Origin of the sequence: Pedobacter sandarakinus, assembly GCF_026240095.1 — a bacterium.
In the GTDB taxonomy this organism is placed as follows: Bacteria; Bacteroidota; Bacteroidia; order Sphingobacteriales; family Sphingobacteriaceae; genus Pedobacter; species Pedobacter sandarakinus.
Window position 1 is genome coordinate 664433 of the sequence record NZ_JAPIVG010000001.1, and the last position, 22584, is coordinate 687016.

General features: G+C 39.2%; 21 protein-coding genes and 1 riboswitch. Of the genes, 10 read left to right on the plus strand and 11 right to left on the minus strand.

Annotated features, from left to right (window positions below):
* Positions 1 to 3: 3 nt before the first annotated feature.
* The gene (panD, locus tag OQ268_RS02755) at positions 4 to 354 is read right to left on the minus strand and encodes an aspartate 1-decarboxylase (protein ID WP_265854531.1); all 351 of its coding nucleotides are present in this window, start codon (positions 352 to 354) and stop codon (positions 4 to 6) included.
* Positions 355 to 437: 83 nt separating this feature from the next.
* Positions 438 to 1283, minus strand: coding sequence for a pantoate--beta-alanine ligase (panC, locus tag OQ268_RS02760; protein ID WP_265854532.1), 846 nt, complete (start codon positions 1281 to 1283; stop codon positions 438 to 440).
* A 149-nt stretch (positions 1284 to 1432) separates the two neighbouring features.
* Between panC and OQ268_RS02765 the strand changes: the two genes are divergently transcribed.
* Together OQ268_RS02765 and OQ268_RS02770 are read left to right on the plus strand one after the other, a co-directional pair.
* The gene (locus OQ268_RS02765; RefSeq protein ID WP_265854533.1) at positions 1433 to 2257 is read left to right on the plus strand and encodes a glycogen/starch synthase; all 825 of its coding nucleotides are present in this window, start codon (positions 1433 to 1435) and stop codon (positions 2255 to 2257) included.
* A 21-nt stretch (positions 2258 to 2278) separates the two neighbouring features.
* The gene (locus tag OQ268_RS02770; protein ID WP_265854534.1) at positions 2279 to 3655 is read left to right on the plus strand and encodes a DUF4270 domain-containing protein; all 1377 of its coding nucleotides are present in this window, start codon (positions 2279 to 2281) and stop codon (positions 3653 to 3655) included.
* Between the two features lie 67 nt (positions 3656 to 3722).
* Here the strand turns inward: OQ268_RS02770 and OQ268_RS02775 are convergent, their stop codons facing one another.
* Both OQ268_RS02775 and mutY read right to left on the minus strand, forming a co-directional pair.
* Positions 3723 to 4163, minus strand: a complete 441-nt coding sequence (locus OQ268_RS02775; RefSeq protein ID WP_265854535.1) for a single-stranded DNA-binding protein — start codon at positions 4161 to 4163, stop codon at positions 3723 to 3725.
* 68 nt (positions 4164 to 4231) lie between these two features.
* Positions 4232 to 5278, minus strand: a complete 1047-nt coding sequence (gene mutY / locus OQ268_RS02780; RefSeq protein ID WP_265854536.1) for an A/G-specific adenine glycosylase — start codon at positions 5276 to 5278, stop codon at positions 4232 to 4234.
* Positions 5279 to 5446: 168 nt separating this feature from the next.
* On the opposite strand from mutY, the gene OQ268_RS02785 reads away from it, so the two are divergent.
* The 5 genes from OQ268_RS02785 to OQ268_RS02810 all read left to right on the plus strand — a co-directional run bounded on the left by OQ268_RS02785 (position 5447) and on the right by OQ268_RS02810 (position 10793).
* Positions 5447 to 5749, plus strand: a complete 303-nt coding sequence (locus OQ268_RS02785; protein WP_055909222.1) for an HU family DNA-binding protein — start codon at positions 5447 to 5449, stop codon at positions 5747 to 5749.
* Between the two features lie 9 nt (positions 5750 to 5758).
* Entirely contained in the window at positions 5759 to 6637 is an 879-nt protein-coding gene (locus OQ268_RS02790; protein ID WP_265854537.1) for a tetratricopeptide repeat protein, read from the plus strand.
* Between the two features lie 286 nt (positions 6638 to 6923).
* On the plus strand, positions 6924 to 8474 hold the full coding sequence (locus OQ268_RS02800; protein WP_265854538.1) for an Rne/Rng family ribonuclease: 1551 nt from the start codon (positions 6924 to 6926) through the stop codon (positions 8472 to 8474).
* A 150-nt stretch (positions 8475 to 8624) separates the two neighbouring features.
* Positions 8625 to 10001 (plus strand): DNA repair protein RadA, encoded by a 1377-nt coding sequence (gene radA / locus OQ268_RS02805; RefSeq protein WP_265854539.1) that lies wholly within the window; start codon positions 8625 to 8627, stop codon positions 9999 to 10001.
* 396 nt (positions 10002 to 10397) lie between these two features.
* Positions 10398 to 10793 (plus strand): DUF4920 domain-containing protein, encoded by a 396-nt coding sequence (locus tag OQ268_RS02810; protein ID WP_265854540.1) that lies wholly within the window; start codon positions 10398 to 10400, stop codon positions 10791 to 10793.
* A 94-nt stretch (positions 10794 to 10887) separates the two neighbouring features.
* Here the strand turns inward: OQ268_RS02810 and OQ268_RS02815 are convergent, their stop codons facing one another.
* On the minus strand, positions 10888 to 11952 hold the full coding sequence (locus OQ268_RS02815; RefSeq protein ID WP_265854541.1) for a branched-chain amino acid aminotransferase: 1065 nt from the start codon (positions 11950 to 11952) through the stop codon (positions 10888 to 10890).
* A 143-nt stretch (positions 11953 to 12095) separates the two neighbouring features.
* Positions 12096 to 13061, minus strand: a complete 966-nt coding sequence (locus OQ268_RS02820) for a tryptophan 2,3-dioxygenase family protein (RefSeq protein WP_265854542.1) — start codon at positions 13059 to 13061, stop codon at positions 12096 to 12098.
* A gap of 65 nt (positions 13062 to 13126) precedes the next feature.
* A riboswitch (Fluoride riboswitch) is annotated at positions 13127 to 13189 on the plus strand.
* 18 nt (positions 13190 to 13207) lie between these two features.
* On the opposite strand from OQ268_RS02820, the gene OQ268_RS02825 reads away from it, so the two are divergent.
* Positions 13208 to 14491 carry a voltage-gated chloride channel family protein gene (locus tag OQ268_RS02825; protein WP_265854543.1) on the plus strand — a complete coding sequence of 428 codons (1284 nt, stop codon included), beginning with the start codon at positions 13208 to 13210 and terminating at the stop codon, positions 14489 to 14491.
* Positions 14492 to 14565: 74 nt separating this feature from the next.
* Here OQ268_RS02825 and OQ268_RS02830 read toward each other — a convergent pair whose 3' ends face one another.
* Entirely contained in the window at positions 14566 to 15867 is a 1302-nt protein-coding gene (locus tag OQ268_RS02830; protein ID WP_265854544.1) for an HAD-IB family phosphatase, read from the minus strand.
* On the minus strand, positions 15867 to 16832 hold the full coding sequence (locus OQ268_RS02835; protein ID WP_265854545.1) for an NAD-dependent epimerase/dehydratase family protein: 966 nt from the start codon (positions 16830 to 16832) through the stop codon (positions 15867 to 15869). Before OQ268_RS02835 ends, OQ268_RS02830 begins: the two co-directional genes overlap by 1 nt.
* Before the next feature lie 71 nt (positions 16833 to 16903).
* Here OQ268_RS02835 and OQ268_RS02840 point away from each other — a divergent pair, with 71 nt between their 5' ends.
* Both OQ268_RS02840 and OQ268_RS02845 read left to right on the plus strand, forming a co-directional pair.
* The gene (locus OQ268_RS02840; protein WP_265854546.1) at positions 16904 to 18085 is read left to right on the plus strand and encodes a formimidoylglutamase; all 1182 of its coding nucleotides are present in this window, start codon (positions 16904 to 16906) and stop codon (positions 18083 to 18085) included.
* A gap of 136 nt (positions 18086 to 18221) precedes the next feature.
* The gene (locus tag OQ268_RS02845) at positions 18222 to 19376 is read left to right on the plus strand and encodes a TlpA disulfide reductase family protein (RefSeq protein WP_265854547.1); all 1155 of its coding nucleotides are present in this window, start codon (positions 18222 to 18224) and stop codon (positions 19374 to 19376) included.
* Between the two features lie 85 nt (positions 19377 to 19461).
* On the opposite strand, the gene purD is transcribed toward OQ268_RS02845, so the two are convergent.
* The 3 genes from purD to OQ268_RS02860 all read right to left on the minus strand — a co-directional run bounded on the left by purD (position 19462) and on the right by OQ268_RS02860 (position 22523).
* Positions 19462 to 20733 carry a phosphoribosylamine--glycine ligase gene (gene purD, locus OQ268_RS02850; RefSeq protein ID WP_265854548.1) on the minus strand — a complete coding sequence of 424 codons (1272 nt, stop codon included), beginning with the start codon at positions 20731 to 20733 and terminating at the stop codon, positions 19462 to 19464.
* Positions 20734 to 20849: 116 nt separating this feature from the next.
* Positions 20850 to 21725, minus strand: coding sequence for an SDR family oxidoreductase (locus OQ268_RS02855; protein ID WP_265854550.1), 876 nt, complete (start codon positions 21723 to 21725; stop codon positions 20850 to 20852).
* A 36-nt stretch (positions 21726 to 21761) separates the two neighbouring features.
* Positions 21762 to 22523 (minus strand): enoyl-CoA hydratase/isomerase family protein, encoded by a 762-nt coding sequence (locus OQ268_RS02860; RefSeq protein ID WP_265854551.1) that lies wholly within the window; start codon positions 22521 to 22523, stop codon positions 21762 to 21764.
* Between the last annotated feature and the right edge of the window lie 61 nt (positions 22524 to 22584).

The following is a 22584-nucleotide window of genomic DNA, read 5'->3' on the forward strand; positions in this document are numbered from 1 at the left end:
TGCCTATTTTAGCAGATGGTTATTATCATCTGGAAATACTAAGATAGGATTATATTGCTTAGCTTCATCTATGGGTAGCGAGCCATAAGACATTATAATTAACACATCTCCAAGTTGTGCTAAACGAGCCGTGGCGCCATTAAGGCAAATTGTTCCAGTACCACGTTCACCTTTAATAACATAGGTTTCGAAGCGTGCACCATTGTTGTTGTTTACAATCTGAACCTTCTCATTGGCAATAATATTGGCTGCATCCATCAAATCCTCATCTATCGTAATACTACCTACGTAGTTTAATTCAGCTTGTGTTACCCTAACACGGTGTATTTTCGATTTTAATATTGTAATAACCATTTGACAAAGTTAGTAATAAAGGTTGATGGAGGAAATATCAGGCTATAACCAAAAAGTAAAATCTCTTTGCTACAGACGGCATTTTATTTGATGATCATATTATCTATAAGGCGGGTTGTACCAACTTGTGCGGCAACGAGCGCTACCAAAGAAGGCTCGTCTTTAGCGCTTACCGGCATCAATGTATCTCCGTTTGCAATGGTAAAATAATCTAAATCAACGCCTTCAATACCCTTATAAAAAGATCTGGCCTTTTCTTCGAGTTCCTGGAGCGAAAATGCTTCGAAATGATCTACAACAAATTGTAAAGATTTGTTTAAGACCAATGAATTTTCTCTATCGGTGCGTGATAAATGAATGTTTCGACTACTCATCGCCAGACCGTCTTCCTCGCGAATAATGGGGCAGGTGATAATCTCAACAGCCAAATTAAAATACTTAACCATCTGCTTAATCATCAGCACTTGCTGATAGTCTTTTTGGCCAAACATGGCTATATCAGGTAAAACAGCGTCGAATAACTTCTTCACAATTTGTGTTACTCCTTGATAATGGCCTTTTCTAAACTCACCTTCCAATACAAACTCGGCCGCTCCCAAATCAATATGCCAGCCTTCATCTTCTCCGGCAGGATACATTTCAGCAACATTAGGCATAAAAACGCCACTACATCCAGCTTCGAGAAGCATAGCCAGATCATGTTCTATTGGCCTGGGATACTTCTCTAAGTCCTTTGGATCAGTAAATTGTGTCGGATTTACAAAGATGCTGCAGATAATAACATCGGCATGTTGCTGGGCTATTCTTATTAAAGAGATATGGCCGTTATGCAATGCCCCCATGGTAGGAACAAGTGCGATTTTTTTTCTTGCTAGTTTTAATGGTTTTAAGAAAGCCTCAAGCGCTGCCTTAGTTTTAAATATTTCCAATTTGGTCTATCTAAATTAAAGCCGTAAAGGTGTAAATTAATCTAAATGAAACCAAACAAATGCTTGTTATATTGATAAATAGTATTATTATGCTTATCTTTGCGGCTCATTATCTTTTATTTAACTTAATATTTTCTTAGAATATGGAGATGGCAAAAACGAAGCTGCTGATTGTTACACACGAGATGTCGCCTTTCCTCGAGCTTACTAAAATTTCTGAAATTACTCGCCAATTGCCACAGGCTATGCAAGAGAAAGGATTCGAAATCCGCATCTTAATGCCTAAGTTTGGTAACATCAACGAGAGAAGAAATCGTTTACACGAAGTAATTCGCTTATCGGGAATGAACATCATTATTGATGACAATGATAATCCCTTAATCATTAAAGTAGCATCCATCCCCGCTGCACGCATGCAGGTTTATTTCTTAGACAATGAAGAGTATTTCCAACGCAAGCAAGTGTTTAGAGATGCTAGTGGAAAGTTCTTCGATGATAACGATGAACGCACAATTTTCTTTTGTAAAGGTGCATTAGAAACTGTAAAAAAACTAGGTTGGGCACCCGATATTGTGCACTGCCATGGCTGGATGAGTTCCCTTGTACCAGCATACATTAAAACTACTTACAAAAACGATCCTACTTTCAAAAACGCTAAAGTGGTTTACTCTATCTATGAAGATGGATTTACTGAAAAGCTGAACGCTAACTTCGCAAGTAAAGCTGTAATGGCAAATATGTCTGAAGATGACACTAAAGCTTTTGCTCCCGCAGACTGCAATAGCATGCATGTTGGTGCCGTTACACACGCTGATGCAGTGGTTTTAGGAGATGAAAATCTCGATGCATCTTTGTTAAAATTTGTTAAAGATTCTAATAAGCCAACATTAGCTTTTAACTTAACCGATAATTTTGAAAACTTCTATTCCTTCTATGAAGAAATTTCAAATGATGAATTGGTTTCTGTTGCTTAATTAGGTATTATTAATTTATATATGAAATTTACAAAACAAGACTTATTAACCCTGTTGATAAGTCTTTTTCTTTTTGCCTCGTGTAAAAACCCAGATGGTGTTGGTTTAGATGTTGATCCCAATTCGGCTATTGTTGGCACATTGGTAAATACAGAGAGAATTACCTCGAGCACTGTAAGAGAAGGCGATATTACTACAAGTACGCTATCGCAGCACCCGCTTGGTTACATGGTGGACCCAACTTTTGGCAAAACTGAAGCGAGTTTAGCGATGACTGTTGTGCCATCTGCCTTAAGCTATGATTTCGGAACTTCCCCAATTTTAGATTCTGCCGTATTGGTGCTTAATCTTGGCACGCAGTTTTATGGCGATACTACCACATCAAAATACAGCATTGATGTTTATCAGCTTACAAATAAGATTACTACTTTTAAAAGTTCTGATGTACAGGCGCACAATAGTACCTTGGTGGGCAACTTCAACAATAAGATCTTCCCGAAGACCCCAATAAAAGTTACTGACATCGTAAAAGGTAAAGCTGATACTTTGAAAACCCTAAAGGCGCAAATAAGAATTCCATTAAATAAAGCCTTTATCCAGAGTACCATCTTAAGTTTACCGAGTACTGCTACATCATCCAATGCTAAGTTTATAGACTATTTTAAAGGCTTATACGCAGAGATCAACAAAACATCATCGACTATTGCTGGTGGGGGTATCGCATTTATCGACTTTGCTTCAACTAATTCTTATGTACAAATGGTTTATAAGACAACGAATAGTTCAAGCGTAATAGACACGGTATCAGTGAACTTCCCTATTACAAGCGCAAACACCGTTACAGCAAATATTAAGCACGATTATGTTGGTACAGAGGTGCAGACGCAGTTGAGTAATCCTGGCACGCAATACAACGTTACTTATTTACAGGCACTTGCAGGGGTGAAAACTAAGATATCATTTCCTACACTTGCAGATTTTACTAATACTTATGGTAAAGTGGTGGTAAACAAGGCAGAGTTGGTAGTTGATTTAAGCACAGGCACCTTTGCTAATCCATTTGCGCCAGCAGAGCGACTTTCTTTGTATAGATGGGATATTGCTGAGCAACCAACCAATTTAGATGATTACAGCGGCTATTTGAGCGCTGGTGCGGCTAACCTTTTTGGAGGCTTCTACGATTCGCTTAAAAACCGATATGTTTTCAATGTCACATCTTATGTGCAGAGCATCATTGATAAAAAGATTATTGACTACGGCACATTCATAGCACCAACGTCTGCTACAGAGTTTCAGATTACTCCGTCGGGAACTTCAGCAGCGAGATCGGTGATTGGTTCTTTCGGAAACCCAACCAATAAGATAAAACTTAATATTTATTACACTAAAATAAATTAAGAGCAATCGCTCAAAACGAAAACGGCAACCTGATTGGGTTGCCGTTTTCGTTTACACAAAATCTTTCTTAAAAAGGTAAGTCGCCATTTTCATCGGCAGGACTTATAGTAAATTCGTCTTGTATTTTAGGTTCTGTAAGTTGATGCCCGACAGCCGGTGTTGAATGTTGTTCGAAATCACTTTTTCTGCCCAACATGGTAAAGTTCTCGGCAACAATTTCTGTAACGTACTTCTTCACTTTTTCTTTGTCTTCGAAAGATCTTGTTCTAAGCTTGCCTTCGATGTAAACCAGTTTGCCTTTTTGTAAGTATTTAGAAGCAACTTCGGCTAAGCCCCTCCACAATACAATATTGTGCCACTCCGTTTGTTCTACCCTTTTTCCATCTTTGTTGTACGTTTCTGATGTAGCTAATGGAAAACTTGCCACCGTTACACCTCCATCCAAATGTCGTACTTCGGGGTCCTTACCTAAGTGCCCCACTAAAATAACTTTGTTAATCCCAGACATAAATATTTTTGGTTAGTTGTTTGTATTTAGATGCTTGCCGTTATTATGGTTAGTTATTCCATATCTGCTCATAACAAAAACTCGATTACAAAATCGTGTATAACTTTAGGTTGCGGCAACTCATCCAATTTATGCAAAGAAACCCAATTAAGTTTCTTTTGTTTACTAAAGTTAAATATATAATTTTTTAACTCAAAAAACTTGATATGGATAATTTGGTGCGTTAAAATGTGTTTTTTGCTACTCAAAAGTGTGTAACTAACATTTGCGCCGAAATTATCGGCAAGCGCTTCAACAAAAGCATCACCTTGCGGATCCAACATCTCAAGGGTTTCAATACAAGGAAAATCGTAAAGGTGTTGCCAAATGTCGCCTGCTTGCCTTTGTTGAAGCAAAATATTCTCATCATCTCTGCAAATGAAATAGTTAAAATAGCGATGCTTCTGGGGTGCCTTCTTTAGTTTTACGGGCAAAGTGCTTACCTCATTATGTTTGAAAGCATAACAATCTTGACTGAGTGGACAGGTAATGCAGAGCGGCGATTTTGGCTTGCATTGGATAGCGCCAAACTCCATAATTGCCTGGTTGTAGTCAGCAGAATTGTTCCGATGCAGCAATTCGTTTGCAAGAGAATAAAACTCCTTTTTACCTGCGGGGGAATTAATTGCAGTATACACGCCAAAATACCTAGCCAATACCCTGAATACATTGCCGTCTACAACCGCACGAGGCTCTCCGGTAGCGAATGAAGAAATGGCCGCAGCCGTGTATTCGCCAATACCTTTCAACTTTAGTAAAGCATCGTGACTATCAGGGAATACGCCGCCAAAGTCATTTACAACAACCTGTGCTGTTGCATGCATGTTTCTACACCTGGAATAATAGCCCAGGCCCTGCCAAAGCTTCAGCACCTGCTCTTCTGAAGCAGCAGCAAAAGCCCCTACAGTTGGGAAGTTCGCAAGAAATCTATGAAAATATGGTAGGCCTTGCTCTACCCTTGTTTGCTGCAGAATAATTTCCGATAGCCAAATGGTGTAGGCATCTTTAGTATGTCTCCATGGAAGATCCCTTTTGTTTTTATAATACCAATCAATTAGTTCTTGCTGAAATGTCATTAGCGCAAAATACAGGCTATTTTTGAGATAAAAAAAAATCTTGCATTTCACTGATAAGATCTGGAATAAAAAAATCATCTTTTATTTCCCTATCTCATTAAAAAGCAATACTTTTGCAACCCCAAAACAGTTATAATATTAAAACACAATATATATAAATAAGTAAATATGACTAAGGCAGATATTATTTCAGAAATATCAACAAAAACCGGAATTGAGAAGGTTGATGTACAGGAAACGGTTGAGGCATTTTTCAAGGTTATCAAAACGAGCATGATTGGCGGTGAAAATGTATATGTAAGAGGCTTCGGGAGCTTTGTTGTTAAAAAGAGAGCGCAGAAAACCGCTAGAAATATCTCGAAAAACACTGCAATAATTATCCCAGAGCACTTCGTACCAAGCTTTAAGCCAGCAAAAGTATTTGTTGATAAAGTGAAGAGCAATTCTAAAAAAATTAAAGTAGAAGCCTAAGTCGTAATTATGAATAGCACTATCAGGTCAAAACAAATCATCATTATTGGAGCGATTTTATTGCTGATTGCATTCTTATTTACACGAGACATAAAAGGTTTAGTAAAACCAACTGAGGAAAATGGAAAACTTCCTGCTGCAGGCCAAATGGCTGGGGTAGAAGGTAATTCATCTGCCACAGTTTTAAGCATCGAAACCTCTTCTACAGCTGCAAAAAATGTGCTAAACAAAAACTTAGCTACAGATATTACAGCCTTGGAGAATAGTTATAAAGGTGCTAAAGGTTCTGAGAAAATTGAGATTGCAAAACAATTGGCCCAAAAATGGGACGATGTAGAGCAGATCACACCATCAGCATTGTATTTGGAAGTGGTAGCCCAGGGCGAACCATCATCGAAATCGTGGTTGGCGGCGGGTAATCAGTTTATCAAGGCCTTTGAAAGTACACAGGATAGTTTGGCCCAACCAGCGTTATTGCAAAAAGCCAACACATCTTACAAAAATGTATTAGCGAAAGATTCTACAAACATTGAGGCTAAAACAGGCTTAGGTGTAACAATAGTAAATGGCTTAGGCGCACCCATGCAAGGTATTGCAATGTTGCTGGAAGTTGTTGCTAAAGACCCCAAAAATGTAAAGGCTAACATGAATTTAGGGTTGTTCTCTATCAAATCAGGTCAGTTCGATAAAGCTATCCCGCGTTTTAATACCGTTATAGCTGCTGCTCCAACACCTGAAGCGTATTTTTATTTAGGGACTGCTCTAGAAAATTTAGGCAGGAACAAAGAGGCTGTAGAGGCCTATTTATCAAGCAAAAAATTAGCGGCAAATCCGACTTTATCATCATTCATTGATAAGAAAGTAGCCGAACTAAAGAATAAAAATTAATTAACAGATTAATAAAAACATTTAAAACTTAAAATTATGCCAAGCGGTAAAAAAAGAAAAAGACATAAAATGGCTACCCACAAACGTAAAAAACGTTTAAGAAAAAACAGACATAAGAAAAAATAGATTCTTATTTTGATGTAAGCCAATTAAACCTCATAGTATAATGCTATGAGGTTTAAATTATTTGCCTGATTTTTAATCGTGTGGTTTTTTGGCATGCATCATATTTTTTTCTCGTTTACTATCCATTTGTTAATAGGCGAAAGCCTTAAATCTGTAGCTGTTGGTAAAAGAATTAATTATCAATTCGACTCCTGCCGGAGTTACCATAGCATTGATTGAAGACAAACAACTTGTTGAGCTTCACAAAGAACAAATCAATAATAACTACGCCGTAGGCGATATTTATTTAGGCCGCATTAAAAAAATTATGCCCGGCTTAAATGCTGCTTTCGTAGATGTTGGTTATGAAAAAGATGCGTTTCTGCATTATTTTGATTTGGGCCCTCAGGTGCAATCTTTAATTAAGCTAACTAAGATCAAGCGTAATGGCTCGGTTACAGGCACTTTATTAGATAATTTAAAGCTAGAAGCCGATATAAATAAGGCAGGCAAAATATCTGATGTGCTTAGTAAAAATATGCTCCTTCCTGTGCAAATTGCGAAAGAACCAATTTCCACAAAAGGTCCACGTTTAAGTTCCGACATTTCGATTGCCGGCAGGTATGTGGTACTGGTCCCATTCTCCAATACCATATCTGTATCAAAAAAAATTAAAAGCAATACTGAAAGAAATCGATTAAAGAAGATTATTGAAAGTATTAAGCCTCAAAATTTTGGGGTAATTATCAGAACTGTTTCTGAAGGGCGTGGAGTTGCCGAAATGCAAAAAGACCTGTTAGATCTGATTGCAAAGTGGGAAAACTTCATTAAAAAAGTGCCTTCAACCGAGCCTTCTAAAAGGGTTTGGGGAGAAATGGACAGATCATCTACGTTAATCCGTGATATTCTGAATCCTGATTTTACAAATGTTTACGTGAGTACACCTGAGTTGTACGATGATATTCGTTCTTATGTACATGATATTTCACCAGAAATGGAGAAAATTGTAAAGTTGTACAAACAGAAAGAACCAATCTTCGATAATTTTGGTATCGAAAAGCAAATTAAAAATGCTTTTGGAAAAACTGTAAACCTGCCTGGTGGCGCCTACCTGGTTGTAGAACATACAGAAGCACTTCACGTAATTGACGTGAACAGCGGAAACCGTACTGCAAGCAAAGAAAACCAAGAGGAAAATGCTTTGCAGGTAAACAAAGAAGCAGCAAAAGAAATTGCCCGTCAATTGCGTTTGCGCGACATGGGCGGAATTGTGGTAATCGATTTCATCGACATGCACAAGCCGACAAACCGTAAAATACTATTTGATTATCTGCGAGAGCTGATGTTATTGGATAGGGCTAAGCATACCATTTTGCCTCCAAGCAAATTTGGCCTGGTGCAAATTACACGCCAACGTGTTCGTCCTGAAATGAACATTGTTACCGTAGAGAAATGCCCGGCATGTGGTGGTACCGGAGAGATTAAGGCCAGTATTGTACTAATGGATGATATTGAAAATAACCTCAACTATATCTTACGAGAGCAAAATGAAAAAGGGATTACGCTTTGTGTCCATCCATATATAGAGGCATACATTACCAAAGGTATTTTTAACCTTCAACGCCGATGGTTTTTTAAATATGGCCAGTGGATTAAAGTTAAGGAACAATCGTCTTACCATTTAACAGAGTTTCACTTTATCTCATCAAAAGACGAGGAGATTAAATTGTAACACTGAAAAAATTAAAACAAAGCCTGGATTTTCATTAATCCAGGCTTTTTGCATTAAAGCAGCTCGCATCAATTTTTAGAGAAATATTACCAAAAATGACTAGTTTTTAGTGCCTTAAAGTCTAAATTCGTGAACTTAAAAAATTATAAATTGGCAAAATCGAAAACGGCATATTTTTGCCAGAGCTGCGGTTACGAATCGGCAAAATGGTTAGGCAAATGTCCATCTTGTGGGCAGTGGAATACCTTTGTAGAGGAGGTGGTAGAGAAAAGTTCTGCTGCCATACCCGCATGGAAAACAGAAACTACAGCCAGAAGGGTTAGCAAACCTAACAAAGTGGCCGATATTCAATCATCGATAGAAAGTAGAATTTTAACAGGTGATAAGGAGCTCGATCGCGTATTGGGAGGCGGCCTGGTAGAAGGATCTCTGGTTCTTATTGGCGGTGAGCCTGGAATTGGAAAATCGACCTTAATGCTGCAACTTGCATTAAACCTCAAGGGTAAAAAAGTACTTTACATTTCTGGGGAAGAAAGCGAACAGCAAATAAAAATGAGAGCAGAACGGATTCAAGATGATCCTTCTTCAGAATGCTATATCTTAACGGAAACCTCAACACAAAATATCTTCAAACAAGTTGAAATCCTTGAACCAGAGATTTTGATCGTTGATTCGATACAGACCTTGCACTCTTCTCATATTGACTCTACGCCCGGCAGCGTGTCGCAAGTACGCGAGTGCACCGCCGAATTGCTGCGCTTTGCAAAAGAAACCGGGGTACCTGTTTTTTTAATTGGTCATATTACTAAGGATGGCGCCATAGCAGGGCCGAAGATATTGGAACACATGGTAGATACTGTGTTACAGTTTGAGGGAGACAGGCACCATGTATACCGCATATTACGGGGTATAAAAAATCGCTTCGGTGCCGCCGCAGAACTTGGCATTTACGAAATGCAGGGGAGCGGTTTGAGAGAGGTATCGAACCCATCTGAAATCTTATTGTCTCAACGTGATGAAGCCCTAAGTGGTATTGCAATATCAGCTATGTTAGAAGGAGCCCGACCGATGTTAATCGAAACCCAGGCATTGGTTAGTGGGGCCGCCTACGGAACCCCCCAACGGTCTGCTACCGGTTTTGACACTAAGCGATTGAATATGCTGTTGGCCGTACTCGAAAAAAGATGTGGCTTTAGGTTGGGCACGCAAGACGTATTTTTAAATATTGCGGGAGGTATTCGGGTGGAAGATCCCGCTATAGATCTAGCCGTACTAATTGCCATTATCTCTTCCCAACAAGATATTCCGGTTTCTACCAAGAATTGTTTTGCGGCTGAAATTGGTTTATCCGGAGAAATAAGAGCTGTAAACCGCATCGAACAGCGAATTGCCGAGGCAGATAAGTTAGGCTTCGATGTTATCTATATTTCAAAGTATAATTTGAAGGGTATAGATCTTTCAAAATTTAACATCGAAATTAAAGCTGTATCTAAAATTGAAGAAGTATTTAGCTTAATTTTTGGATGATAGGCTTGCTATTTTTGGGGAAAATATTACACACGTTTCTACAAATAGGCGATCCGATTACCCATCTTCTCGATAAGCATTTTTTTGGCACGCATATCACATTTAACACAAAACACTATATATCAGTTATTTAACAGCATAATCAAAGGAGTTTGGAGTTTTGGTTTGAGTTTTGCCTAATGTATAATGTTGTACATCATGGGATGTGATCTATAACAATAGGGATGATTTTCCTCGTTAGCGATAGCTAGCGAGGATTTTTTTTTAACAATGTTTTTTTAAAGCTTAAATTACTGCTACATTAGAATAGTAACTATAAAAATATGATGAAAAAAATAATTTTAAGTTTGAGTTTATGCCTGTTGGCAGCATTGGGATTTTCACAGACAAGCCATAATGGCCAAAAATTTGGCGAAGATGTTAAGCCTGGTGATGTTAAACCAGTTGCAAAAAATGGAAACAGCCATGGGCGGAAAAAAAGCCGTTGACATGAAAATTGAGGGCAAGGTTTTGGAAGTCTGTAAGAAGAAAGGTTGCTGGATGACCTTAGAAATGCCGAACGGCGATCCATTAAGGGTAACTTTTAAAGATTATGCCTTTTTCATGCCAATGGATATTGTCGGAAAAAAAGTCGTTTTAGATGGCGTAGCCAAATCACAAACCATTTCCGCAGAAACATTGCGTCATTATGCAGAGGATGCAAAAAAACCAGCTGATGAGATAGCTAAAATAACCGATCCGAAAAAGGAGTTGGCTTTTGAGGCAAAGGGTGTTGTTATTCTTAACCCATAAAAAAAGCCCCTAATCTGCAATGCTATTCTCCTATAAAGTGTGTAACTTTCTGGGAGCATGGCAAAATAGGGGCTTTTACAAAAGTGCTATCAAATTAGAGCACCCAATTCCAGCCAAAATGATCTGGGGCTAATCCATAACGAATATCGTTCAGCTTTTTAGCAATACCATTTGAGATATTTCTTCCAGATGGATCTGATAATTGATAAATTTGACCTTGGTAACCAATTTGACCAATGTGCGTAACGGTTGCCGCTGTTCCTGCTGCAAATGCTTCGGTTAAGCTACCATTTTCAATTCCATCGATTACTTCTTTTACCGAAACCCTTCTCTCTTCAACCTCAATACCGGCATCTTTAGCAAGCTTAATGATGGTATCTCGTGTTACGCCATCCAAAACTGTACTTCGTACCGATGGCGTAATTAACTTATCATTAATCACGAAAATAAGGTTGGCCGTTCCAGCTTCTTCAATATATTCGTGGTTCACAGCATCCGTCCAAATTAATTGATCAAAACCTTCTTTTCGAGCTTGCTCAAAAGGATATAATGAACGGGCATAATTACCAGCAGTCTTTGCAAAACCAACACCACCTTCATCGGCACGTGTGTACTCTGTTTCTATTTTTACTTTTAAGGCATTGCTATAATAAGGCCCGGTAGGCGTGGTTAGTAAGGCGAACTTATAGGTATCAGAGGCTTTTACCCCTAAATAAGGATCTGTAGCAAACATTACCGGCCGAATATAAAGGGCGTAATCATCTTGGCTAGGCACCCATTTTTCATCGATGTTAATTAAAGCTGCCAATCCTTGCATAAAAATTTCTTCAGGAATGGTTGCCATAGACATTCTAGCTGCCGATTTGTTAAAGCGCTCAAAATTTTTGTCTGCTCTAAACACGCTTATTTTGCCATCAGGTTGGCGATAAGCTTTTAAACCTTCGAAAATTGCCTGTCCGTAGTGAAGGGCAGAAATAGCCGGACTCATAGGAATTGGACCATATGGAAGAATTTGTAGGTTCTTCCATTCTCCACCTTCGTAATCGGCAGTGAACATATGATCGGTAAAAACCTTACCAAATGGCAACTGCGAAAAATCTGTTACTGTCAGCCTTGTTTGATCCGCTTTAATTATTTTTATATCTAATGTTTCCGTCATTGCATTTTGATTTTTATAAGTGATTTCCAGCTTTTCATTCGCTAAACGCTAGTCGACTTGTTTTGAAAGAAATCACTATTTATCTTTATTTATATTCGGCAAAAATACGAAAAACGGCGTTTATTTTCGTAGAATTTCGAAGATTAATCTTTGGTTTGGAGTGTTTTAAGTACACTAAGCACCCATCCCTTTCCCCATTCTTCCATTTGCTCACCCGTCCATAGAAAGGGATAAAATATTCGCTTCTGAAACCTTGGTGGTAAATATTTTTGCCAGTTGGTGCCACCAGTTGCGGCAATATCCACCGGGTCTTTTTCCAGGTAACGCACTGCAGATTTATAATGCGCAAGCGGCCACTCCACATTAACATACAAATCCAGTTTCCTAAGTTCATCGGCAAGCGCTTTAACATCAGCTCCCCCATTAGCTAACTGCTGGTATAAAGCTGAGAAATTAGAAAACTTACGCTCCTTTGCCAATTGCAAAAATTGGGTAGCGTATTTCTGGATGAACTGTTTTAACGTAAGGGTTTGCTTCCCTGAAGCCAATTCTGTCGCCCCAAATTTCCAATAAATGAATTCGAATTGTTCTTCAATACTAGAAGTTTTTAGTTCATCACGTTTGCTCTTATCAATCAGCCTGATAAAATCCGTAGCATAAATCTCAATCATTCGATATTGGCCAGACTGAAAACCACTGGCAGGAAGCAGGGACATTCGAAATTTTAAGAACTGGTCCTTTTCCATTCCATCAACCATTACTTGAAATGAAGTAGTAAGCGCATTAAAATATGCATTTATCCTTTTCAACCGGTTAATAAAAAATTCAACAGTAAGGTTTTCTTTCTCGGCAATTTGCTTACATTCATGCAAAGTAAGCTTAAAATAGAGTTCCGTAATCTGATGATACATGATGAAAATTTGTTCATCAGGAAAAGGTGTTTTAGGATTCTGCAGGCTCAATAATGTATCGAGGTGAATATAATCCCAATAAGTTAAGAAATCTGCATACTGCAATCCATCAAGATATGCAGACATATCTTGCCCCATTGCTGTATATTTCTCTTGCAGCTGGCTGAGTTTTTGTAAAATTTCGGGAGTAAATTCCATTTTATCTGTTTAGCTTACCAAAGGTGATAAAGATTTTTGGTACAAATAACTAAATTTTCTATTTTTGGCATCATGGCGATGGGGTACCGCCAAAACCGCCCGGACAGGCTGATGACTCCTACGATTTTATTTAAAATTGAATTTCGATGCCTGTTAAAATTTTAACAGAAGGTTTTCTTCTGTCTATCAAAAGCTTTTTTAAGCAAGATTTTGCTTTAATTTTTACCGAAGTGCTTAAATGGCTGGCTATCTCCGGGTTGGTCGGTGCTACTGTTGGCTCTGCGTCTGCTCTATTTTTAGTGAGTTTAAATTGGGCAACAGAGTATCGGGAGAGCCATCGCTCAATCATTGCAATGCTTCCATTAGCGGGGCTGATGATCGGATTAGCTTATCATTACTGGGGAAAATCTGTTGTAAAAGGCAACAACCTATTGATTGAAGAATTGCAACGGCCCAAAAATGTAATTCCGCTGGTAATGGCACCACTCATCTTCGTCGGCACGGTAATTACTCACTTATTTGGCGGGTCTGCTGGTAGAGAGGGAACAGCGGTCCAAATAGGCGGTGCTTTTGCAGATCAGTTTACCAAAGTTTTTAAACTGAAGCCCCGCGATAGAAAAATTTTGCTCATTAGCGGAATTAGTGCAGGTTTCGCATCTGTATTTGGTACGCCTCTTGCCGGAGCCATTTTCGGACTAGAAGTGTTTGTTGTTGGAACACTCATGTACCAAGCCATTTTACCCTCCTTTGTTACCGCAATAATTGCCGACTATGTATGTAAAACCTGGGGCGTAGGCCATACACACTACCGTATTGGTGGTGTGCCCGACTTAGATGCCATAAACCTGTTGCTGGCACTTGCGGCAGGGATTATGTTTGGATTAGCTGCAAGAACATTCTCGGGCCTTAATCACTATCTATCAGCAATATTTAGCAAAATAAAATATCCGCCACTGCGGCCAGTAGTTGGAGGAATTTTGTTGGTAGGTATTATTTACTTCTCCGGAACAACGAGATACATCGGTTTAGGAATACCCGTTATTTCGCAATCTTTTATTGAGCAGCAAGCTTATTATGCCTTCCTGATAAAACTCTTTCTGACCGCATTAACCTTAAGTGCAGGTTTTAAAGGTGGGGAGGTAACGCCCCTCTTTTTTATCGGGGCTACTTTAGGTAGCTTTTTAAGTGTCTACATGCCTTTACCTGTTGGGCTGCTTGCCGGAATGGGTTTTGTGGCGGTATTTTCAGGCGCAGCAAATACCCCCTTAGCCTGCATCTTTATGGGAATCGAACTTTTTGGAATAGCCCCAGGAATATACATTGCTTTAGCATGCGTAACAGCCTATCTATTCTCTGGTCATACCGGCATTTACCGTTCTCAATCCATAGGTACGCCAAAGCATCTGCTCTTCAGAAGGTATCGGGTTTGACTAACGCTGAATCTCATTATGGGTACAATCTCGAATGCTAGAAGCCGGGCATTTAAGCAAGGCAACACTTCCGTTTAATAAAGCACCCTGAATTTAATCGTATGCTCAATCTTTTTGAGCGATTTAAAAAGTTGCTTATCATACTCAGCATTAATGTCGGTAATGGCATATCCTATTGCGGTATTCGTCATTAGAAACTGACTGACTATGTTGATATCATGCTTGGCGAAAACCGTATTTATTTTAGCCATGATGCCTGGGACATTTTGGTGTATATGAATTAACCGGTGCGACTTATCAATTTTCGGCAATTGCAGATTTGGGAAGTTAATGCTCAAATAGGTAGCGCCGGTATTCATAAAATCAGCTACCCGTTTTGGTATAAAATCGGCATTTCTAGGGTTATTTTTGGGGTCGTCGAAAACTACAATACCTTGTTTCGTGCATAGATCTAAATCGAGCTTTCCTTTTGAATTACCCAGGTAACCAATTGTTTTAAGTTTAGCTGCGCCCTTTAGCTGCTCCTTATCCATTTTTTCGCCATCTGCAAAAATGATTATTCCTACGTCTTTAACATATTTCTCTTCGAAAGTTGCTTTATGGCGAATGGATAAACCATCGTTTTTTAGAATTGAAATCGTAAGCGGATCAACATCGCCAATTACCAAGCAAAGAATCCGGTTTTTTGGGTAGGATATCGCTCGCGGAAGATCATTCACGTATAAAAACTCATCAAAGCTTGGCGTAATATGATCGGCCTTAGCTACAATACTTTCCCTGGCTATGTTTTCCGTAAAGGCAAAAAACTTATTGATTAAGCCACTCTCGCGAAGTTGAAAATCGGAATAACCATCACCAATTCCAAACAGCTCACCCTCTAATTTTAGATGCTTTAACAGCTTTACCTTCCCACCTTCTTCACTTAACGGGTTTGCATGGTCGTAGTCAATTATCTTTCCATCGCCGGTAGTTACAAAGGTGTTGGCATAAATATTTTCCTTTTTGATATGATATTGGCTAACTACAGGAGTGATAAACTCTTTAAATCCGCCAGATACGATCAATACATCATCAGCATGCTTTTTAAAGAATGCTGCATTTCTAGAGAAAGAAACAGAAACCTTTTTCTTAAGATGCTTAATAAGCTGTTTCAGATGCATCTCATTTGCCTCAAGAAGTTTAACGCGTTGTGCTAAACTTTCTGAAAAGGAAAGTTTGCCTTCCATTGCAAAATTTGTATAATCTTCAATTTTCTGGAAGATATCCTCTTTATTTGGGTGGTTCTTTAATGATATTCTGGCTAGCTCATCAAGCGCTTCAACTTGGGTAAAAGTGCTATCAAAATCGATAATGTAGTAGGCTTTTTGTTTGGGCATTATGTTAAATGTTGGGTTATTTCTTTTATACTTTGCGCTATCGGTTTAAATGCGATACCCGTTTGCGCAATTATTTTATCATTGCTGTAATAACTAAATGTGGTGCTGCTTTGTGCTGTTTCTTTCGTTATGGAAGGCTCACTTTGCGTAAATAATGATGCCAATTTTAAAGCACGCCAGGCAATACCCAGCATCCAGGGTTTTGCTTCCTTAACCGGGGGCGCAACGTTAAATCCCGCAGCAATCTGCTCGAACAAATCTTTATAATTTACATTTTCAGATGAGATAATAAACCGCTCTCCAGAAAACTTGGTATTCATGAGCATTACCATAGCCATAGCCACGTCTTCAACATCTACAAAGCCAGATGCACCTTGGGTGTAAAAAGGAAAACCTGTTTTTATTAACTTGAATATGGCACCACTACCTTCGAAACCTGCATTTTTACCAATGATAACCGAGGGATTAACAATCACGGCATCTAAACCCTCATTGATTCCTCTCCACACCTCCATTTCACCCTCGTATTTGGATAGTCCATAGGCGTGTGCTTTTGCATCGTATTCCCAAAAATCCTTTTCTGTGATTTCTTTCTGACCCTTTTTTGGATTGCCTAGGGCAGCAACTGAACTCACGTGTACAAGCCTACAGCTATATTCTGCGCAAAGATTTACAATATTCGAGGTACCGGAAATATTTACATGAAAAAGCTTTTTCTTGTGTTTAGCGCTTAGTGACACGAAAGCAGCGCAGTGATAAACCTGTGTAATCCCCTCAAAGGCATCTTCCAAGTCGCCTGGTTCATTAAGATCTGCAACTCTCCAATCAATTAATTTGTTGTTTGCGATGAGAAATGGAATGTTCGAAGTATTTCTTTTAAGTGCCCGAACAGCAAAACCCTTGTCAGTTAACTGCTTTATTAATTCAGATCCTAAAAATCCAGTTCCGCCGGTTACCAGTATCATTATATTTTTTTCGAGCTATATGTGAAAATACGCATTCAAAAATAGATATTTGAGGCGAGAGTTTTAAATATATGTCGTTAACGGATTTCTTTTCGCCGGTAAACCCCGATACTTTTACACCGAAGCAAGGTTTCTTTACCAGTCAACTTGGCCTTAAAGCCCAAATCTTTACAGATGTTTTTCCTGATTTCGAAGATAACACTTACGATATAGCCATTTTTGGTGTGCTAGATGGCCGAGGGGCAGTAAATAATGAGGGCACGGCCTTGGCACCTGATTATTTTAGAGAAAAATTTTACAAGTTAAATGAAGGCGCTTTTACCAGCAGGATAGTTGATTTGGGAAATATTAAGCATGGGGCAACTATTGGAGATACTTATATTGCTATAAAAATGGTCGTAGCCGAATTGGTAAAGAAAGATATTATCCCCATTATAATTGGTGGTGGCCAAGATCTAACTTACGGGCAGTATTTGGGCTACGAGGCTTTAGAACAAAAAGTAGATTTGGTAATTATTGATAACCAGTTTGATATTGGAGACGATGAAAGCGTTGGCATTGAAACACGGTCTGATTGTTATTTAAACAAGATTTTCTTGCACCAACCAAACTACCTTTTCAATTACAGCAATATTGGTTACCAAACTTATTTTGTAAACCAGGAAAGTTTAAGTGTGATGGATAAACTGTATTTTGATGTACATCGATTAGGAGAATTTGCGCAAGATATAACCCTTACAGAGCCTATTATTCGCAATGCGAACATGATTAGTTTTGATATGGGCGCAATTAGGTCGGCTGATGCCGCAGCAAATGCCAATGGTACACCAAACGGGTTCGACGGTGAAGAAGCCTGCAGAATTGCCCGCTATGCTGGTATGAACGATAAACTAACCTCTATCGGTTTTTACGAATTTAACCCCGCTTACGATAATAATGGCCAGACCGCATTTTTACTTGCGCAAATGATTTGGTACTTCGTTGATGGATTTTACGCCCGTAAAAAAGATTTCCCACTGACACCAAAATCTCAGTTTATGATTTACAGAACCAGCCTAAAAGATGGATCTGGAGAGATGATGTTCGTGAAAAGCAAAAAATCCGATCGATGGTGGATGCAGGTGCCCTATCCATCTGGCCAATCTAAAAACGAAAGGTATCATCTGGTGCCATGCCGATACGATGACTACCAAACAGCAGTTAATGGCGAAATGCCAGATCTTTGGTGGCGTACTTATCAAAAGCTATCATAATTTTACACAGCAGTTTACGTTTTAGAAATTCTATTAATTACCTTTGAAAATATCACAATTAACCAAAAATGGTTTAACCGAATTTGTAAGGAATGAACCAAAATCTCGACTAAATTTATTATAAAACATTAAATCGATGAAGAAAATATTAGTAGCTGCAATGGCATTTTTGCCATTAGCAACATTGGCGCAGAAACCATTTACCTTAAATGGAAAAGTAAAGGGATTAAAGACTGGAGATAAAGTATATCTTATTTATAAAACAGATGGTACAAATATAACAGACTCAACAACCGTAAAGGATGGTGCGTTTGCATTTAAGGGGGCTCTAACATCGCCTACTCAAGGCAGTTTGTACGTAAACCAAAACCCATTTGTTAACCGCCCCGCAGAAGGAACAAAATTAGATGGTTTGCCACTGTACGTAGAACCAGGAAACCTGGTGTTAGCCTCTGCAGACTCGTTAAAAAATGCCACCATTTCGGGTTCGATGGTAAATGACGATGCTAAAAAACTGAAAGCCTTAACCAAATCAATTAACGATCAGTTAATGGCGATTAATAAAGAGTATAGTGGGTATACTGCTGAGCAAAAGAAAGACCCAAAAACAATGGATGCTTTGAGGGCCCGTTATGAAACAGCGTCTGCAGATTTGCCATCGATCATGTTAAAATTCGCAACCGATAATCCAAAATCATATATTAGCTTAAATGCAATCGGCCAGGTAGCCAGCGACCCTGAGCAAGGTATGGCTGCAGAAAAGGCTTTCGCAACATTATCGCCAGACCTAAAGGAAACCGCTATTGGAAAGCAGCTTAACCAGATGTTTGAGGCTGGGAAGAAAACTGCGATTGGTGCAATGGCGATGGACTTTACTCAAACAGATACGGCAGGAAAGCCAGTAAAATTATCAGACTTTAAAGGAAAGTACGTATTGGTAGATTTTTGGGCCTCGTGGTGTGGTCCATGTCGCCAGGAGAATCCAAATGTAGTGGTAGCTTACAATAAGTTTAAAGATAAAGGCTTTACTGTTTTAGGCGTTTCTCTAGACGGTGGTAGTACCAGAACAACAAAAGATGCGTGGCAAAAAGCAATAGCTGCTGATCAGTTAACCTGGACACATGTATCTGACCTTAACGGATGGAGTAATGAAGTTGCCCAATTATATGGTATTCGTTCTATTCCCGCTAATCTTTTGATAGATCCAAATGGGAAAATTATTGCAAAAGGCTTAAGAGAGCAAGCCTTACAAGATAAACTGCAAGAGTTATTAGGCAGTAAATCTAAATAATACTGCCTTATTAACCAGAAAGCCGCAGGTTTGGAAGATCAAATTCTTCTAACCTGCGGCTTTTCTATTTTAGGGTATTTACTTTCTAGATCAAATCAAATCCGATATCCTCTCTAAAGTATTTGCCATCAAAGTAAATTCTTCCGGCATCTGCAGTTGCAGATTGTAATGCCGTAAACAAATCGTTTTGCAGACTGGTGATGGCGATCACACGGCCTCCATTGGTTTTAACTACATCGTTATCAAGCAATGTTCCGGCATGGAAGGCATCGGAGTGGCGTAAATTTTCAATTCCGGTAATTGTTTTGCCTTTAAGGTAGTCTCCCGGGTATCCTCCGGCCACAATCATAACCGTAGCAGCGGTTTTCTCAGATACTTTGAGTGTTACTTTATCGAGCTGTTTGTTGGCTGTTGCCGTAAAAAGTTCAACCAAATCATTTTCAATTCTAGGAATTACACTCTCCGTTTCGGGGTCGCCCATACGGGCATTGTATTCGATTACGTAAGGCTCTTCGCCCACTTTTATCAATCCAAAAAATATAAATCCTGTATAATCGATATTATCTTGTTTTAAACCATTAACAGTAGGCTTAATGATTCTTTCTTCTACTTTTTGTAGAAACTCTGGGGTAGCAAATGGTACCGGAGACACAGAGCCCATACCTCCTGTGTTTAAACCCGTATCACCTTGGCCTATCCGCTTGTAATCTTTCGCCGAAGGCAGCGTGATGTAATTTGATCCATCAGTTAAGATAAAAACAGAAAGTTCTATTCCACTTAAAAATTCTTCTATTACTACAGTGGCACCGGCAGCACCAAATTTGCCCCCAAGCATTAATTTCAATTCTTCCTGCGCTTCGATGGTTTCAGTACAAATCAGAACGCCTTTCCCTGCTGCTAAACCATCGGCCTTAAGCACTACTGGTAAAGCATGATTTTGGAGATAGGCTAAACCATCTTCTAAAGTTTCTGGTGTAAAAGATTTAGATGCTGCCGTTGGAATCCCGTGGCGATCCATAAACTGCTTTGAAAAATCTTTACTTCCTTCCAGAATGGCACCTTCCTTTTTTGGTCCTATTACCGGGATGTGCATTAAAGCCTGATCAGCCAAAAAATAATCGTGAATGCCATTAACTAAAGGTTCTTCGGGGCCAACAACTACAAGCTCGATATTTTCTTTTAAAACTACCTTTTTAATGGCGTCGAAATCGTTAACATTAATGTTGATGTTAGTGCCATAAACGCCTGTACCGCCATTTCCTGGTGCAATAATTAATTTATCGCAGTGCGAAGACTGGCTAATTTTCCAAGCGAATGCACTTTCTCTGCCGCCTGAACCTAAAAGTAAGATATTCATATTGGCAAAGATAATAAATGAGTGATGGAAAAGGGAACAAGGTTTCGGGAAATTATAAAAAGGCAAATAGCGGAAGCATCCGCTGGTGCGCCATAAGGCATAAAAGATGCTTTCTGTTATTTTGCGCTTCTTGTCATCTGCTCCAACATGTCCCACATCTCGTTTGGAATTGCCTCCAGGCCATTCATTTGTCCGGCACCTTGCAGCCACTCACCACCATCTATCGTGATGACTTCGCCATTAATATAACCAGAGAAATCGCTAACTAAAAACGCAGCTAGATTGGCCAATTCTTGGTGATCGCCGACTCTTTTAAGCGGTACACGGTTTTTGAAATCGAACTTTTTGGCTAGATCGCCTGGCAACAAGCGTTCCCACGCCCCTTTTGTTGGAAACGGCCCGGGCGCAATGGCATTGGTACGGATGCCGTACTTGCCCCACTCTACTGCCAGCGACCTGGTGAGTGCCAAAACGCCACCCTTAGCGCATGCTGATGGAACAACGTAGGCCGAACCCGTAAAAGCATATGTGGTGATAATGTTTAGTACCGTTGCCGTTTGTTTTTCTTTGATCCAATGTTTACCAAAAGTTAAAGTGCAATTAACGGTCCCTTTTAATACGATATCGATAATGGATGAAAATGCATTAGCTGATAAGCGTTCTGTGGGAGAGATGAAATTTCCTGCAGCGTTATTTACTAAAACATCAACCGAGCCAAATTTTTCAAGAGCCTTAGCTAGTACATGCTCTACCTCTTCAACTGCTCTAACATCACAAGCAATAGCCAACACTTTTCCACCAGTTTTCTCCTCCATTTCATCGGCAGTTTTTTGGAGCACATCCTGCTTGCGACTGGTAATTACCAAATTGGCACCAAGTTTAAGGAAATAAATACCCATTGCTTTGCCCAGACCCGTGCCACCGCCAGTAATTACAATTGTTTTGCCTTTAAGGGCATCTTCTTTTAACATTGGTGAATTGAAGTTGAACATAGTTAGTTTTTTGGTATAAAATATATGTTGCGAAAGTTACTTTCTTTGCAGGTTAGCGAGTATTGTTTTCAAGATGTGTCTGGTTGTTGGCGACCACCATTGGGCTAACATCTTTTCCAGGGTTTCAGTTTGATCGGCCTTCATAACAGCAATCAAATCTTGCCTAATATTAAGCTTACTCTGCGACCAGGTATTGCTTTCCAATTCCATAAATTTCTTAATTTTCCTTTCTGCAGCTGTCAAAAGACTTTCTGTCTTCACTAATTCATCAACCAAACCAACTTTTAACGCTTCTTCTGGGTTATAAAGCTTACCTGTTAGCAAACTTCTTGTTGCTTCGGCTTTACCCAACCAAAAAGCATATAATTGAAATATACTATTGGGAACGATGATTCCTACGGGCACTTCATTTAAACCTATAATGTATTGTCCTTCGGCCATTACCCTAGCATCACAAGCCAAAGCGATAACGCACCCACCGGCAGGGCTATGCCCGCTTATGGCTGCAACCATTGGCTTTTTAAAGGAAACAAGATTGGCTGTGAAGGCAAAAAAAGTTTCGAAAAATGACTTTGCTTCTTCTTCATTATAGTTGTAAAGCGCTACCAGATCTAAACCTGCAGAAAAGAAAGGAGCAGTTCCTGTTAATATTACACCGCCGATGTTTTCATCAGCGGCAATATTTTTAAGCATATCATCAAGCTCGGTAATAATATCCCGCCCGAGGGCGTTAGATTTACCTTTATCTAGCGTGATGGTTGCCAAGCGATCTTTAACGCTTACTCGTATTGTATTCATGTAACTGCTATTAAATTTAAATAATTAACTATGCTAGCATAATACTCAAATTTATTTATTT

Excerpts from the sequence above, each read along its gene's own strand:
- panD (WP_265854531.1), bottom strand. The coding sequence starts at position 354 with ATGGTTATTACAATATTAAAATCGAAAATACACCGTGTTAGGGTAACA.
- OQ268_RS02765 (WP_265854533.1), top strand. The coding sequence starts at position 1,433 with ATGGCAAAAACGAAGCTGCTGATTGTTACACACGAGATGTCGCCTTTC.
- OQ268_RS02770 (WP_265854534.1), top strand. The coding sequence starts at position 2,279 with ATGAAATTTACAAAACAAGACTTATTAACCCTGTTGATAAGTCTTTTT.
- OQ268_RS02775 (WP_265854535.1), bottom strand. The coding sequence starts at position 4,163 with ATGTCTGGGATTAACAAAGTTATTTTAGTGGGGCACTTAGGTAAGGAC.
- mutY (WP_265854536.1), bottom strand. The coding sequence starts at position 5,278 with ATGACATTTCAGCAAGAACTAATTGATTGGTATTATAAAAACAAAAGG.
- OQ268_RS02785 (WP_055909222.1), top strand. The coding sequence starts at position 5,447 with ATGACTAAGGCAGATATTATTTCAGAAATATCAACAAAAACCGGAATT.
- OQ268_RS02790 (WP_265854537.1), top strand. The coding sequence starts at position 5,759 with ATGAATAGCACTATCAGGTCAAAACAAATCATCATTATTGGAGCGATT.
- OQ268_RS02810 (WP_265854540.1), top strand. The coding sequence starts at position 10,398 with ATGGCCAAAAATTTGGCGAAGATGTTAAGCCTGGTGATGTTAAACCAG.
- OQ268_RS02815 (WP_265854541.1), bottom strand. The coding sequence starts at position 11,952 with ATGACGGAAACATTAGATATAAAAATAATTAAAGCGGATCAAACAAGG.
- OQ268_RS02820 (WP_265854542.1), bottom strand. The coding sequence starts at position 13,061 with ATGGAATTTACTCCCGAAATTTTACAAAAACTCAGCCAGCTGCAAGAG.
- OQ268_RS02825 (WP_265854543.1), top strand. The coding sequence starts at position 13,208 with ATGCCTGTTAAAATTTTAACAGAAGGTTTTCTTCTGTCTATCAAAAGC.
- OQ268_RS02830 (WP_265854544.1), bottom strand. The coding sequence starts at position 15,867 with ATGCCCAAACAAAAAGCCTACTACATTATCGATTTTGATAGCACTTTT.
- OQ268_RS02835 (WP_265854545.1), bottom strand. The coding sequence starts at position 16,832 with ATGATACTGGTAACCGGCGGAACTGGATTTTTAGGATCTGAATTAATA.
- OQ268_RS02840 (WP_265854546.1), top strand. The coding sequence starts at position 16,904 with ATGTCGTTAACGGATTTCTTTTCGCCGGTAAACCCCGATACTTTTACA.
- OQ268_RS02845 (WP_265854547.1), top strand. The coding sequence starts at position 18,222 with ATGAAGAAAATATTAGTAGCTGCAATGGCATTTTTGCCATTAGCAACA.
- purD (WP_265854548.1), bottom strand. The coding sequence starts at position 20,733 with ATGAATATCTTACTTTTAGGTTCAGGCGGCAGAGAAAGTGCATTCGCT.
- OQ268_RS02855 (WP_265854550.1), bottom strand. The coding sequence starts at position 21,725 with ATGTTCAACTTCAATTCACCAATGTTAAAAGAAGATGCCCTTAAAGGC.
- OQ268_RS02860 (WP_265854551.1), bottom strand. The coding sequence starts at position 22,523 with ATGAATACAATACGAGTAAGCGTTAAAGATCGCTTGGCAACCATCACG.